Below are 15,698 nucleotides of genomic sequence, written 5' to 3' on the forward strand. Positions count from 1 at the left end.
ATACACAATACACAATACACAATACACAATACACAATACACAATACACAATATACAATATATAGTATATAGTATATAGTATATAGTATATAGTATATAATACATGGTATACAGTAAACAGTGCATTGTGTACTGTGCATTGTATGGTGGTTTATATTTATTTTTGAAGTGGTTTGATAGGTGTGATTTCTGTTTCTAGTTGTATTTTTGTTTCTAGTTGTTTTCTTGTTTTTAGTTGTATTATTTTTCTAGTTGTCTTGTTTTTCAGTACTTGGTTAAGTGGCTATTAGGGGGTCAAATAGGGAGTCAAAGGAGGTGAGTATTGATTAGAGTAAAAACAAAGTTACCAGAAAATCCTAATCCAGAGTACCCTTGGGTGAATAAGGAAATGGAGCAGTGGTTTAAGGATATGGAGAGCTTAGAAGGTTATGAGGAGATTTTGAAGTATTTTTCCGACTTGCTAACAGATAACGAACTGCGGATGTTGGCGCAAAGGTGGCATATTGCTCGGGAATTAATTTCTACTGAGGATTCTAATATAGAAATAGCAGAACGGGTTGAAGCATCTCCCAGTACAGTGGGAACAGTTGCAAAAAGGGTTTATTATGGTATGGGCGGCTTGTTGGGTCTTTTGGGGAAAGTTCTAGCTAGTGCAGAGGAGAAGAAAAGATTGAAAGAAATAAAAAAGGCAATGAAAAAAAAGAAGCGGGATGGTAGCTATAGTTACGCTAAGGGGTACTTTAGATAACTCGCGCTAGGAGTAAATGCCGGATTTCTTCTCTTTGAGGAAAGCACTCCAGCTTTCAACTAGTTCAATGAAAGCTAGAAAAGGCATGTCAACTAGTGCAGTGAAGAACACACTCACCACATTATACTCCTTCCACTTATCGGAAAGCCACTTACCAAATTTAGCTACAGGTAGTGATAGAGTATCAAAGATAAAGTTGAAAAAGTTGGTTTTTTCTTCGCCTACTTTTAGGTCATCTGCTCTCTGCCGAATTTCAATGCCAACAAAAGTAACAACAGCTACATTAATAGTATCTAATACAACAGAAGGAATAGGAACTTGTGCAAAGTAAAAGATAGCAACAATTGCTGATAAAGAAATACCCCAAACTAGGAAGTAGAAGAGGGTAATTAGGAAATTGGCAATGAAGCCGTGTTTGCGCGGCTTGTCAATTTGATAAATTCCCCACTTTCCTTCTTGATATATTGTTTTCTCTAGTCCCTCAATAACATTTTCTAAGTTTTCCTTTTCTGGTTTGCGTGCTGTTCCTACCAAGATAAACATAAGGGCAGTAGGAACTAAAAGGTCAATAGCTAGAGCCATGGGGCTAAATCTTCCGGCAAAAAGCCGCGCTAGAGGGACTTCTACGAGGAAAAGAGAGAAAATACCGCCCACAAAAATGGAAAGAGTTGAGTAGATAGCTATCCTGTTAAGTCGAGAACGCAAAGTTTCGCTTCGTTCGTTGAAAGCTGCTTTAGCAAGCGGTTTCCACTTTTTTGGGTTTTTAAGTTCCTCTTTTACATTTAGAGGTTCAACTTTTTGGTCTGACTTTTTCTCTTTCTTTTGCTGATGCTTTTCCAACATATCCAAAACGTCGCTAAGAATTAGGTAGAAGGTGTTATAACGTTCGCAATATTTGTAAAATTTTGGATAGAGGGGATGTTCTAAAAGCTTTTCAAACTCAGTTCGGGTGGCAGGTAGTTCTCTAGCAATCTCTTTTAGGCGGGTTTCATCTGTTGTTTTCCAATCAGAATATTTTTTTCTAAGTAGATGATAATGAATTAGAGGAGAGTCTAGGCGGAATAAAGCGCGGTGCACTGCAATATAAGTAAGAGTCCACTTTTCTCGATCCTGAATTCTAAGCTCAGGATCCAACCTTAGGCGCTTAGAAAGTTGGTTGGTCATGTAAGTTAGTAGCGCTTTTTGCTTTATTGGGGGTTCTAAAGCTTCTTCAATTTCACAAGCACCCATTTCCAAAACCCAATGGTAAAAATTAACTCTTTCTTTGGTATTTTGTCGAGGCTTTTCCGAATTTTCTAGAATAATAATATATTTTTTTATTATCTCTGCTAGGTCAGAAATTCTTTTCTTTGGTATTGTGTTATTGGGGAAATGTCCAGCACGGATTAATTCTATAAGAAGATCTTCAGCAATTTGGTGTGGATCTAACTTGGCGTTGAATCGGAAACCTAGTTCGGAAAGGAACCTTCTTTTTAAATTGCGTTCAATTGCTGTTCTCCGGATAAGATGCTCATCTTTCCAATCAATAATAATACGTAGCCTTTCGTAAAAAGCAGCAACTTTAGAAGCTATAGTATCCACATGGATAGTTTGGAGAGATTCCTCTTCCTTTTTTTCATCTAGCTTTTGCTGATACTCTTCTATAAATTGAAGAGTGTTTTGAGAAAAGCTCCTATCTTTCTGGTTATTTTTTGCCATAGTAGTGTAGATTATACAGCAAAAATTAAGGTTAGTCTAACCCAGATTAAAAATCCTGTAGTATTATAGACTTAAATTTGGCTGGAAAAAAGAAAAAAGCACCCCAATGGGATAGAGAAATCTATTCCCGCTTAGGGTGCTTGGTGATGTGCAGTTATAGTGCCAGCACAATCAGTGGTGCTAGTGCATAGATGCTGAGTGTGAGCACTGTGAAACCTGAGATTAATAGGAACTTTCCCAAGTTCCACGCTTTGCGCTGTTTCCAGAGCTCGGTGAGTATCCTTATGGTAAGTGCAAAGTAAGCCCCGGCTACTACTAGGTACGTTAGTCCTAGAGATAACCCTAAGGGAACAATGACTATTTCTGGATTTATTCCGAGTTCAAACATCGAGCCCCTCCTAGACTTCTACAGGCTTTAACCGAAGTGATGCTGGAACCATTCCTGTGATTTTTTGCAAGGTGCTTGGTTTTGGGTCAGTGTATAGAGTGGGCGAGGGACACGTGGCGGGTTTTTCCCATCCTTTTAGTAGAGAACTTCTCTTGCAGTTACGGTGGCTACAACTAGCATAATTACAAACATGCGCTGATTGCTAGCTAACAGACCGTAAATAATAGCTGCTAAGTTCTCCTTGGCTTCTTTGGTAGGTTTCTTTGCTTGGCTTGCCAAGCAAGGTAGATAGCTAAACCCGTAAGCATAATTATTAGTACAACTACTTCATACAGGGGTGAAAAACCGTAAGGGACTTTTGTAACGTCTTCCAAACTTTTGCCTGCGAGAAATCTAAGCTCCTTGTTGAGCATATGCTTGAAACTCCTTTCTAAAAAGCTACTGTTTCCAAGAGTTTTCTCACTTTTCGGAGTGATTTTCCCAACTCTTTTGGCTTTAACATAACTCTTGGTTCCCACAGAGTAGGCGGAATTTCAATAACCAAATCCCCTTCGAAACTCTCTAGGTAGCTAAGCATTCGCCACAGCTCTGTCTGATAGCCATCTAGGGTTCTTGTGAGTTCTTCTCTGCTCAAAGGTTGGATGTGTACTGCTTGGGAAATAGGGAACAGGGTTTCCCAAAATACTTCCCAAGGTTGAAGTGGGCTAGGTATCCCCTCTCGGTGCTCCCGCCGCATGTGTTTGGTGTCTAGAACATAGGGCTTATCTGTTTCCAGACAAGATGCAGCTGCAAGATTTAAGTTTCCCGGAGGCATATCCAGCTCGGGGTGAATTTCCGTCAAGTAATTCCAAGACTTGTAACTTGCACTGGGGATTTCGTGCTTGATTAGCACTGCTTCGGGGAATGTTAACAGAAATTCCGAAGTCCGCAGAGTTGAAATTCGCGGATGTGGGAAAAGCAGAATGTCTTGCCACATGCTGGGCGTTCCCGCGTTTCCTTCTTCTCCGCGGAGGTGACGCCAGAGCGTGGTTCCGTTCCAGGCAAGCTCTGCGTAGCGTACAGGAATTTCTGCTTTTTCTAGAGCTGCTGCCGTTACGCCTTTGAATGGCAATACTTGCCAGAAGCTCGCACCAATTTCCTTGGTCATGGCCGCTGCAATGGGTATGGCGAAGGATCTTGCCAAAAAATCCCACAGCGGAAAAGCGCACCAAGGCAATAAACTTCCCAACGAAATTCCAATCTTTTCCTGCACTTTCTACCTACTATTTTCTTTGTGCTGCTTTTTAACGTGCTTCTGGTCTCTCTAAATGTAATTTTTATTATACCAGAGAAGAACTACAAATTAAACCTTATAAAATCCGGATAACCGTTCCTCCTTTTTTTTTCTCCTCTAGTGATTTTTAGTGTGCAACATATAGCATATAATACATAATATGTAATATACAGTGTACAGTGTATAGTATACAGTATACAGTATACAGTATACAGTGCACTGTATATTGTACATTGGAGTTTGGGGTGTGCGTTGTTTTAGTGGTTTATGCTTTTATAATCTCATATAATCTCACGCTTCTGAGCGTAATTTCTCCTAATTTTAGCCGTAGGCTAAATTCTCTCTGCTATTTGTTATTTGTAATTTGGTATTTGTTGTTTATTATTTCTTATCTCTTGTGTATCCACTGTGTTTCCTTTCTCTTTTCTTCAATTTCACGGGTCTGCCCGTAATTTTTAATTTCATGCCTCTGGGCTAATTTCTCTCCGCAATCCGCTCTCCGCTTTTGTAATTTGATATTTGTCATTTGTAATTTATTATCTCTTATCTCCTATCCCTTATCCCATATTCACTATTTCTTATTCCATATCCCGTATCCAATATCTATTATTTCTTATTCACTTCCTAGTGTTGTGCTAAAATACGTCTGCAATGAAAGTAGCAATTGGCTACCCTCCTTTTGACAATCCCAAAGGTCGTGCGTTTTTGGCACAAAACAGGCAGTTTCAGTGGGGTACATCTCCTTGGACTGCTTACCCCGTTGTTCCCGCGTATGCCGCGTCTTTCCTGCAAGAGAAGGGTTATGAAGTATATTGGCTGGACGGGATTTGGGGTATGCAAACATACGCCGAATGGGAAAAAGATCTTTTGGAAATTAATCCCGATGTTTTGATGTTGGAGACCAAAACCCCGGTTATCAAACGCCATTGGGAGATTATTGATAGGTTGAAGGACATAACTTGCCCGCATTCCCTAGCCCCTGGGGCTGCGGCCAAAGAAGCCCCAGGGGCTTCTCCTGCGGGCAGTGGTCTAAGTATTGTTCTTGTTGGTGACCATGTGACTGCTTTGCCGGAGGAATCAATGCAAAACAGCAAGGTGGATTATATCCTTACCGGTGGGGATTACGACTTTTTGCTTCTTAATCTTTGCAATCATCTTTCTAAAGGGGAAGATCTTGAACCCGGAATTTGGTATAGAAAGCCCGCTGCAGGGAAAGCCCCAGGGGCTGGACCTGCCTTGCCGGCAGGCAGGTCTGCAGAAGCCCCTGGGGCTGAGGAATGCAGCGGATCATCTCCTTCGGCCGACTATTCCTCCACCGGCCATTTTGTCCTCAACCACGACCTTAACGAACTCCCTTTTATTGACCGCGACCTTACCCAGTGGGAGCTTTACGCCTACCAAAATTCCAACTACGCGCGCACTCCCGGAACTTATACCATGTTTGGCCGTGACTGTTGGTGGGGTAAGTGCACATTTTGCAGCTGGACGACTTTGTATCCCGGAGAGCACTTTAGGGTAATGAGTGTTGAAAGGGCTTTGGACGAGGTAGGCCACATCCTTGAAAATTACCCAGTTCGTGAAATTATGGATGATTCGGGTACTTTTCCAGTAGGCGAGTGGCTCACCGATTTTTGCCGCGGCATGATTGAGCGCGGGTATAATGAAAAAGTGCGGATTAGTTGTAATATGCGTTTTAATGCCGGATTGGACAAGGAGGATTACGAGCTGATGCGGGAGGCGGGTTTTCGCTTTTTGCTTTACGGTTTGGAATCTTACAACCAAGAAACTTTGGATAGAATTCAGAAAAACCTTAAAGTGGAGCAAATTGAGCCCCAACTCAAGTGGGCAAAAGAGGCGGGCTTAAACCCCCACCCTACGGCAATGGTTGGCTACCCTTGGGAAAGTAAAGAGGAGGCAAAGCGCACCCTGAACTTTGCCCGGGAAATGTTTAAAAAAGGCTATAGCGATACTTTGCAAGCAACCATTGTTACTCCCTACCCCGGTACACCGCTGTTCCGCGAGGCGGAGGAAAAAGGCTGGCTCAAAACTAAAGATTGGGATCGTTATGACATGCGCGAACCAATTTTAAAAACAGAAATGAGTGACGAAGAAATAAAAGGCTTGGTGCAAGGCTTGTATAAATCTGTACTTACGCCGAAATTTATTGCGCGCAAAGCATGGGAAGCTCTAACTGACTGGGAAACTTTTAAATACTACTTCCGCATGATGCGAAAGTTTTTTAGCAAACTGGTGGACTTCCGCTGAAACTAGGAAAATTCAAACGAAGTGAAGAGTTTTCCTTCAGTTGAAGCGGCCCCGTACCGTATCCCGACTTGTCGGGATTCTGGTTCGGGGTCAATGGGGAGTAGCGACGTTTACGCTGCACTCCACAATCCGCGGGAATCCAGTACAAATCAGCGAAAATCCGTAACAACTGCGGAATGCGGAAAGCTGTGTGCGGATAACCGAAACCACAATAGTTAACTAGTACAATTATGAACAACAGAAAGAAAATTTTAATAACCGGAGTGACCGGGTTTATTGGGACTAATTTGGTTAAAGAATTACTTTCCCGCGGGCATAAGGTTGTCGGTATAGACAATTTTTACGCTAGCTCGCGGGAGCGCTTGCAGCTTTTTGCGGATGAAGAAAATTTCCGCTTTCTGGAAGCGGATATCCGCAATCCGTTGGAAATAGAAGGGGAAATTGACCAAATTTATAACCTCGCCTGCCCAGCTTCCCCACCTGTTTACCAAAAAGAGCCCCTTTACACTCTAGAAACAAATATTATGGGGATGAAAAATGTGTTGGAACTGGCAGAGGAAAAGGGGGCAAAAGTTTTGCAAGCTAGCACATCCGAAGTTTACGGCGACCCAAAAAAACACCCGCAAAAAGAGACTTACTGGGGAAATGTAAACCCGGTGGGACCGCGCAGCTGTTATGATGAGGGCAAGCGGGCAGCAGAGACTTTTTGCCTTGAATATTTTAACCGCGGGGTGGATGTGCGCGTCGCGCGCATTTTTAATACTTACGGGCCGTATATGAGTCCGGACGACGGGCGAGTGGTAACCAATTTTATTACTCAGGCGTTAAATGATGAGGATTTAACAATTTACGGTGACGGGGAGCAAACGCGGAGCTTTTGTTTTGTAGATGATTTGGTGCGCGGTTTGGTTAAATTTATGAATTATGAGGGGGAGCTTTTTGGACCCTTGAATTTGGGTAATCCGGTGGAATACACCATTTTGGAACTGGCGGACAAGGTGCTTGCGCTCCTGCCGGAAAGCTCCAGTGAACTTACCTACGAACCTTTGCCGGAGGACGACCCGCAAAAACGCCGCCCGGATATCTCCCGCGCAAAACAAAAACTCTCCTGGCAGCCGGAGGTTGGGTTGGAGGAAGGTTTGAAAAAGACGCTTCAGTATATAAAATATAAATGTTCGGAATAGGTTGTACCCATACCTATAAGAAGACCAACTAATTTTTATCATGATTGCAGATCTTTTGAAGAAAAATTATTTTGATAAAGTTCTCAAATATGCTTTCTTAGTACTTCTTTCTTTTACTTCTCTTTATCCTTTCTTGTCAAAGTATCTTTTTGACTTTTCTCTCAGCAATCGTCTCAAAATATGTTTAATTGCAGTAACAAGTCTGCTCGGCATCGGCTTGTTTTGGAGAGATAGAAAGGAAATAGTAAAGAAAGTACATTCAGAAAAGGAACAAGAAAAAAGAGCAGAAGAAAAGAGAAAAGAAGAATTCAAAAACAAATATCCCAAAATAAATAATATTCCAATTGTTAAAAATATTTTTGGATGGATGTATAAAGAGGGTTGGGTTTTTTCTTTGGGGTTAGGTTTGATTATTTTAACAGGTTGCCTTGTTTACACTCACAATATCAATTATGAATTTAGGGAAGATGAGTACCAAGTTATTGGTTCTGCTGCAGGTTATTACTACACTTCAGAGTTTTATGTTTGGGACTGGCTAAAAGGGGCGCAAGGTAGTAGACATTACGACCGGGCGTGGCCCCATACATGGTTTGTTGCCCAGTCGTACAGAATTTTTGGTATTTCTGAATTTTCTTCGCGCATAGTTTCCGTTTTATTTGGGTTGATATTTTTAGTTAGTGTTTATTTTGTGACTAAATATTTTTGGGAGAGTAAAAAATTAGCTCTTCTTACTACAGTGTCATTTGTATTTTATTCGCGGTTTATAGATATTTTTAGATACACACGGATGTATGCCGTTTTAATTCCTATTTTCTTACTCCTGTTTTACTTTATTTATAGGAGTATTACCGAGAGCAGGAAAGTAAATATAAAATTAAAGCCCCTGGGAAGATTTATAGAAAACAATCTAGATTTTAATTGGAAGGCTTCGTTCCTTGCTTTGCTCTTTCTGATTCTAAATTATTTTATCCACATTAATTCACTCGTACTGTTACCAGTATTATTGTTGTTTATTATTTACTTAGCAATAGTGAAAAAAGAGCGCAAGTATATTTTTGTAGGTTTCTTGGGGCTTGTCATTACCTTTTCTGTATTTTTACTTTATTATTTCGGTTTTACGGAACGATTTTTGCATCATATTTCTTTTTTCGGAAGAAATAATCGTATTTACTTAAAATATCTAACCAGTTTCCCTTTTATTAAGGAAGCCGGAATTACACTTCTTTTAGTAGGATTAATATATCCCTTAATTTTTAGCAAGGAAAAAAGATCGAAGTTGGTATATTCCTATCTAACTGTATCTCTATCCTTAGTTTTCTTTATATGGATCGCTGATCGGTATTCCCATTTTTATTACATTTCTCACATTGTGCCAATCTCGATTATTCTGATTCTTTTTTCTTATTATCTCGTTATCAAACTCTTTGATTTAAAAGTAATAAAAATATTCTTGTATTGTCTTCCTGGTTTTTTAATCCTTTTTAATTTTTATAATAGTTTAGAAACTCTTTATGCTGATGAACACAGTTACGGACGGTTTCGCGAGGCGTATAGAGTGATTGTTGAAAATTACAACCCCGAGGAAGATGTTTTGTTTGGGCAATACCTTAGAACATATTATTTAAGAGAACTTGGGGATGATCTTACAGCTATAAGTATGCGCAACAAGCGTAAGTACGATTTTTTTGAGTTTTTGGAGGATCTAGGTAAATGTAAGTCTGGTTGGGTAACTTGGGAAACTAGGAAGGGTTATCACATTCAGGAGGATATTATAGATTATATTGAAGAAAACTTTGAGAAATATCACGGTCAGGGAGTGGATAATACTAATGTCGAAGTTTATTATTTTAATCAGGACATGGTTAAAGAGTTTAGGAGTATGGCTTCTTACAGTGGAAAAGAGCTAGTGGAAGAGGCGTCGGATACAAAAGGGGTTATTTACAATAATGACTATGATTTTGTCCAACCTGCTGAATACAATCAGCCAGGGTACTTGGAGTATGAGATTGACATACTGGAGCCTGTGGCCAATCTTAGTATATGGTGGAATGCTTTTGTTCTTTACGAGGGTAATTATATAAAACTGTGGTATTCTAACGATGCAAAAAATTACGAATTGCTAGAACGTCTTGAAGGGTCGAAGAAAGGTTTGCGGAGAAAAGGCTTTTTGGATATTCCTTGGGATGAGGAGTACCCAGCTCTTTACTTAAGGGTGGAGTTGTTTGCAAACCAAGAAACAAGTGCGGTTAAATTTGATTCTCGTATTACGGAGTTTAAGGTCTATTCTACCTTTTGAGTTAGCCCCGGTTTAACTACGGGTCAGAAGGTGATATTGAGCTATAGTAACTTTTTAACTTCTCTCCAATTCAAAAATACATAGGGAATGTAGGAGGCAGAGGTTGCAACAGCCGCACCTCCGGCCCCGTAGCTAGGAATTAACAGAAGATTAAGAGCTAAATTGAGAACAGCTGCTATGCTGAGGTTCGCTGCTCTCTTGTTTGCTAATCCTTGGTAGTCTAAAAGAGATGATAAAAATACCGAATAAGAACTTAGTAACATATAAGGTGTAAGTAAAATTAGGATGGTTGTTGATTTGCTGTAATCCGCTCCGAAAATCAAGGGAATGAAATACCAACCCAGCGTTAAAATTCCCAGTGTTATTACCCCAAATATAGCAGTATTGTATTTAAGTAATTTATAAAAAGTTTTTCTCAACTTTCTCCTGTTACTATTGTTTAATTTTGCAAATATAGGCATTGTGCCGGTGGCGATTGCCAAAGAAATATGCGGTAAGTTTGTAACAACTTGTTTGGCAACTGAAAACACCCCGACCTCCGTGTCTGTGCTAAGAAAACCCAACATTGTTGTGTCTAATTCTGTCATTACTATAAATCCTAAGTTGATGAGGAACAAGGGAAAACTATATTTCAAAATTTTCTTTTCAAATTTCTTTTTTGATGGTTGTCTCCGTTTGTAAAATTTAAGAAATAAAAGTACTAATCCAATTACAGAAGTTAGTAAAAAAGCGAGATTAAAAGAATAAATGACATTTAAAACATTAGCCGAATAAATAAATAGTAAAAATACAAAGAGAAGTTTTAAACCATATTCTAAAAAGTTGATCATAAAATGATATTTTAAACGGTGTAACCCTTGGAAAACACTTTTTAAATATTCTGTTAAGCCTTTAAGTATAAATAAAGGGGAAGCAAGTAAAAATAAAGTTTTCAAATCAGGACGATTTAGGAATACTGCAATTTGTTTGTGAGCAATAAAAAAAGAAACAGCAATTATAATACTAAACAAAAACCTAAGTTTTAAGGAGGCTTTCAATACATTCCCTAATAAATCTGTCTTATTAAATCGAGCAAGGAAAACCCTGATAGAAGGATTAATACCAAGATACGAAAATACTAATAGTATTGAAATTATGGAATAAAAATAAGACCAGGTTCCAAAAGCTTTTACTCCCAATCGGCGGGCAAGAAGTATATTTAAAGCAAAGTAAAATACAAACCCAACACCTTGGGCCATAAAACTCCAAATTGTCTCTTTAAACAGTTTTTTTTTTGAGAATAAATCTTTTTAATTTTTTTAACATTTCCAGTGTGATAAGTCTTTATTTAATAATTTCTCTAGATTTTCAATATCTTCTTGATAAAAATTTTTTAAATAATTTTCTGTTTGTGTATCGATCTTTTGATGTTTTCTTCTTTTAGTAATGAATTGCATAATAAATTTTTTGATTCCAATGTTTTTCAATAACCTTATTAGCCAAGAAAGATTGAGACTGATTAATAACTCAGAGAATATACCCATTAGTCTGGGTATACTTGTGGTTTTTACTGATTTAGAAGCATTTGTTCGTTTTTCCAACCCTTCCGGTTCAAAAGAGCCATCTACTTCTAAGAATTGATATACGTCTTTTATGGTTTTGTCGGGTTCATTTTTAATTTTCTTGAACAAGATTATATGCATTTGAGACTTATTAAAATATTTTAAATATCTCGTTAGTTGTTTATAATAAAGTCCTCTTTCTCTATATTCTTCTTCTACTCTTACAACTTTTTCAAAAGATCTTTCTTCGACTTTATAGTATTTATTGTATACTCGATACTGAGAATATGCCCTATTTATAGGATTTCTTAAGCATATTATTATTTTAATGTTGGGAAAGTGTTTATAAATATTTCTTGGGGCGTATTTATCAAATAAGTAGATTGTGGAAAATTCACCTTGTTTTTGATTTGTTTTACAATGAGCAAAACGTTTTCGATACCAATTAAATGATTTTTTGTAATTTTCATTCATTGAGTTATGAATATAGCTTCTTTTCTTATTAAAATAACAAATTTCCTTAGGTACTGAAATACAAATTTTTGGATGCTGATCTAGTTTTTCTGCTAACCAAGTTGTTCCAGACCTTTGAGCACCAATTCCTATGAAATTCAATTTTATTTTGTTATTTAATTTTGATTTCATTATTTTTTTATTCCTATTACTATGCACGAGGCATGTGCCAGATTTTTTATTTTATAAGATTTATTTTTAAAAATTAGTTTTGTTATGTTCAATTTATAAAGCAATTCTGATATTAAATCAATAAATTTTGTAGGAAAAGTTCCTTTAAAGCATAAAGCTCGAATATTTGTATATTTAATTTTAAAGTCAAAATCGACAAAGATTTGTTTCAGACTATATAAAGATAAAGGGAAATCATGAGTATAATCACATCCAAAAAAATCTTCCTTAAAATATCTTATGTCTGGAACTGCAATGAACAAAAGACCTTGGTTATTTAGATGCTCTTTACACTCTTCGATTAATTTTAAAGCCTGGTCTCTGTTTTCCATATGTTCAAAAACTTGGTCCATGAAAATGATGTCAAAGGTTCCCTTCAAATTTAAAGGTGGCACCATTTTATTATATACTTTGATGCCTTTTTCTTTTAACTTTTTACACATAAAATCATTACCTTCGATTGCGGTATAGTTTATATTTTGTTTAACGCATTCTTGGGCAAAATAACCCTTACCAGGTCCTATTTCTAATATTTTTAAATTTTCCTTATCTTTCTTTGCGAATTTTAGTATTAGTTCAAGATAAAATTTATTCTTGTTATTAACTAAAAATTTTCCGAATCTTGTTATTTTATCCCGTTGGTAATAATTATCGTAAAAGCTCATTTTAAATATTGTAAATAATCCTGAAAGAAATCACCATTCTTCAAAGAATTTAAACTTTCCTTCCCCATTTCACTAAAAATATTTTTGAAAAAATTATAATTTAATATTTTCTTGAACATAAATTTAATTAGAGCCTTTTTATCATTTGAATGATCAAAATAACTCCAGATTTCATTAAATGTTAATTTTTCATTCCATAAATAGGATAAATTTCTTTTATCAGTTCTGACGCGACTTAAATATAGCGGTTCTTGGATATTATAAAGTAATGGTTTTTTTTTGCATAAAATATATTTCATAAAATAGGTGTCAGTTTTGTATTTCACTTTAGTATTATATTTTAATCCTTGTTTATTTCTAAAAACCAAAGAGGGATGAGCAGCAAAAGTTCCTTGTTTTTTGATTTTTACATATTTAAATGTACTGTCCTTTTCGAAATATTTACATAAATTCGTACCGCAGCCAACAAACTTTTTGTTTTGGGATAGAAAATCCACTTGCTTGCTAATTTTTTGGGGATGATAAATATCATCGTGGTCAGTTATTGAAATGTATTTACCTTTTGCTTTATTTAGTAAAAAATTTAAGCCTCTGTAGGGTCCTAAATTTTTATCTCCCAAAAAGGTTTTAATATTACTGAATTTTTTTTCATATTCTTTTAGTATTTTCGAGGTTTTGTCTTGAGAATTATTATCTAAAATTAAAATTTCGGTATTACTATACTCCTGGTTAATTAAAGAATCAAACGTGGGTTTTATAAACTTTTCAGCATTATATGTGACATTTAAAATCGACACCAATGGTTGATTAATACTCTTATTCATAGATTTCTTTAACCTTAAATTTATTTAATTTTGGGTAGAATTTATTATTTTCAAAATTCACACTCAATAAAGCCGATTGTCTATTTTGTTTTAGCCGGTTATCCTGGGAATGAAATATAAAATCACCCAAAACATAAATATTGTTCTTTTCATATTTTGTTTTAACATAAACATGTGGATGATGGATAACAGTTAAATCAGCATTTAGTTGGTTTATTTTTTCTAAGTCTAATCCAAGCTGGGATTCATTTTCAGCTAGTTCTTTCCCCCCATGAATAATCAAAATAACTTTTTTATCTTTGTCTTTATACCTTTTTATCTTTTGAGATAGCTTATTATAAGTTTTATAATTTGCGCCAAAACCATTATTTGTTGCAGAATATAGATGAAAGGGGACACCAAGTTTTTTTACACCAACTAAATTTATATTTATAAAGACAATACTATTAACTTCAAAATCCTTACATTCCTGTAAATTACTCCCTACTCCGATGTAATCAATATTGTTATTTCCTAATACTTTTAAGGTGTTTTTAAATGCATTTTTACCATAATCTTTGATATGATTGTTAGCTAAGGTAACTAACGTATTTTTATTTAGTTTTAATAAAGGAATAATTTTTTCAGTTGAATATACGTATCTTTGCTTTTTATTAAATATTTTAGAACTTAAGGTATTTAGAGAAGTAATTAAAAAGTTTTGGAACTTATTTTCACGGAATTGTAAATTCTTTTGGTATTGTCTAGGATTAATAATCGGCCCTTCAAGGTTGTAAATAACTAAATCCTGTTGCTTTATTAAGTTTAAGTATTTAGGATCAACCTTTTCAACTGAAAAATTTTCTATATTCCGATTGGAAATGTCTCCAGTAATTAATATTTTCATTTAACTTTACTTATCGTATATAAATATTTCCCGCTTTTGGTTGGGGGAATTTTATCCACAAATTCCCACTTAATTTCAAACTCATTGCCCAAAAAATCAAATAATAATTTATCAATCTCCTTCATTTCTTCTTTGTTTTCTTTTCCAACAATTTTAATCAAAATTTTATTATAATTTTGCTGGATTAATTGAAACTGCTTTATCCAATCTCTAAAAAACAACTGCTGAACAATAAAATGTGTATGTTTCAAAGAACCGTCTCTTAACTTGAAAAAACCTAAAGTTCTCCCAACCACATTTCCAATCGTTAAGTAGCTTTTAGTTTTTCCTATGGAGTAACTTTCACCTAAGGCGGCAACATCTCCTATGTCATATCTAATAAGAGGCATAGAATAATTATCAAGCGATGTTAAGATAATCTTCTTTTCTTTTGACTTGCCTTTTAATTCAAGGAACTGTCTCCAAAAGCAAACATCTAGTTCTGACTTATTTTCAAAAGCAATCCAGCCAACTTCTCTTGAGCCGTACTGATTATAAACAGAACAACTAAAAGCTTTTTCTATCTTTTTTCTTGCTTTTTCATACAATGGCCCGATGGTAGTAACTATAATTTTGGGAGAGTACACAGAAATATTATTTTCTAATATATAGTCGGCAAATTCTTCCATTGCATCAACATAGGCCCAATATGCAGTTGGCTGAAAGCAATTGTGCAGTTCAATTAGTTCATCGAATTTCCCTTTATCCAAATCGTAGGTATTGAAAAATCTTCGATTATATAAGAAGTTTATTATTTTGTCTTTTAAGGTAAGTGTTCCTTCAATAATATCTCTATCCGATCCCCAGAATTTTATTTCTGGCTTCCCTATGTCTTTTCCAAATTTCTTAAATAGATAGATTTTTGTTGCCTTATTTATTTCGTCATAGGTTTTATCCTGAATAAACCTAACCGGCTCTCCGGTGCTGCCACCGGATGTATTCTCGTAAAATCCTCTTTGTTTATAATCTTTTGGGTAAAGATTTTTACCTTGGGTTCTAATGATCTCCTTTGTTAAGACCGGAATATTGTCAAAATTTTCTAAATGTACTTTACTGTTAACAACCACTTTAGCCTTAGGCAAGACTTTTTTATAGTAAGGAACATTTTTCCAGGCGTGGAGAAGCAGTTTTTTAAGTTCTTCTTTTTGGTATTTTTCTTTGCCCTTTTTAGAGAAATTAGCAACCCTCTCGAACTCTTTCAAATACTT

General features: G+C 36.1%; 13 protein-coding genes. 4 read left to right on the top strand and 9 right to left on the bottom strand.

Going from position 1 to position 15,698, the window contains the following annotated elements:
• Positions 1-321: 321 nt before the first annotated feature.
• Complete coding sequence (locus U9M98_00130) at positions 322-747, top strand: YerC/YecD family TrpR-related protein (protein MEA2020123.1); 426 nt, start codon at positions 322-324, stop codon at positions 745-747.
• 6 nt (positions 748-753) lie between these two features.
• On the opposite strand, the gene U9M98_00135 is transcribed toward U9M98_00130, so the two are convergent.
• The 3 genes from U9M98_00135 to U9M98_00145 all read right to left on the bottom strand — a co-directional run bounded on the left by U9M98_00135 (position 754) and on the right by U9M98_00145 (position 4,085).
• Positions 754-2,445 (bottom strand): hypothetical protein, encoded by a 1,692-nt coding sequence (locus U9M98_00135; protein ID MEA2020124.1) that lies wholly within the window; start codon positions 2,443-2,445, stop codon positions 754-756.
• 523 nt (positions 2,446-2,968) lie between these two features.
• Entirely contained in the window at positions 2,969-3,112 is a 144-nt protein-coding gene (locus U9M98_00140) for a hypothetical protein (GenBank protein MEA2020125.1), read from the bottom strand.
• Positions 3,113-3,263: 151 nt separating this feature from the next.
• Positions 3,264-4,085, bottom strand: coding sequence for a hypothetical protein (locus U9M98_00145; GenBank protein ID MEA2020126.1), 822 nt, complete (start codon positions 4,083-4,085; stop codon positions 3,264-3,266).
• Between the two features lie 672 nt (positions 4,086-4,757).
• Between U9M98_00145 and U9M98_00150 the strand changes: the two genes are divergently transcribed.
• The 3 genes from U9M98_00150 to U9M98_00160 all read left to right on the top strand — a co-directional run bounded on the left by U9M98_00150 (position 4,758) and on the right by U9M98_00160 (position 9,851).
• Entirely contained in the window at positions 4,758-6,371 is a 1,614-nt protein-coding gene (locus U9M98_00150) for a radical SAM protein (protein ID MEA2020127.1), read from the top strand.
• Between the two features lie 230 nt (positions 6,372-6,601).
• Positions 6,602-7,555 carry a UDP-glucuronic acid decarboxylase family protein gene (locus U9M98_00155; GenBank protein MEA2020128.1) on the top strand — a complete coding sequence of 318 codons (954 nt, stop codon included), beginning with the start codon at positions 6,602-6,604 and terminating at the stop codon, positions 7,553-7,555.
• Between the two features lie 40 nt (positions 7,556-7,595).
• Positions 7,596-9,851 (top strand): glycosyltransferase family 39 protein, encoded by a 2,256-nt coding sequence (locus U9M98_00160; GenBank protein MEA2020129.1) that lies wholly within the window; start codon positions 7,596-7,598, stop codon positions 9,849-9,851.
• 41 nt (positions 9,852-9,892) lie between these two features.
• On the opposite strand, the gene U9M98_00165 is transcribed toward U9M98_00160, so the two are convergent.
• The 6 genes from U9M98_00165 to U9M98_00190 are packed head-to-tail and all read right to left on the bottom strand — an operon-like array spanning position 9,893 to position 15,572.
• Positions 9,893-11,116, bottom strand: a complete 1,224-nt coding sequence (locus tag U9M98_00165; GenBank protein ID MEA2020130.1) for a flippase — start codon at positions 11,114-11,116, stop codon at positions 9,893-9,895.
• 33 nt (positions 11,117-11,149) lie between these two features.
• Entirely contained in the window at positions 11,150-12,037 is an 888-nt protein-coding gene (locus U9M98_00170; protein ID MEA2020131.1) for a sulfotransferase, read from the bottom strand.
• A complete protein-coding gene (locus tag U9M98_00175; protein ID MEA2020132.1) occupies positions 12,037-12,741 on the bottom strand; it encodes a class I SAM-dependent methyltransferase in 705 nt (234 codons plus the stop codon). The genes U9M98_00170 and U9M98_00175 overlap by 1 nt, the downstream gene beginning before the upstream one ends.
• Positions 12,738-13,565, bottom strand: coding sequence for a glycosyltransferase family A protein (locus U9M98_00180; protein MEA2020133.1), 828 nt, complete (start codon positions 13,563-13,565; stop codon positions 12,738-12,740). Before U9M98_00180 ends, U9M98_00175 begins: the two co-directional genes overlap by 4 nt.
• Entirely contained in the window at positions 13,558-14,451 is an 894-nt protein-coding gene (locus U9M98_00185; protein MEA2020134.1) for a CapA family protein, read from the bottom strand. Before U9M98_00185 ends, U9M98_00180 begins: the two co-directional genes overlap by 8 nt.
• Entirely contained in the window at positions 14,448-15,572 is a 1,125-nt protein-coding gene (locus U9M98_00190) for a hypothetical protein (GenBank protein MEA2020135.1), read from the bottom strand. Before U9M98_00190 ends, U9M98_00185 begins: the two co-directional genes overlap by 4 nt.
• Positions 15,573-15,698: the final 126 nt, after the last annotated feature.

The sequence above is a fragment of the Patescibacteria group bacterium genome (assembly GCA_034659915.1).
Classification (GTDB): domain Bacteria; phylum Patescibacteriota; class WWE3; order JAUXAW01; family JAYEID01; genus JAYEID01.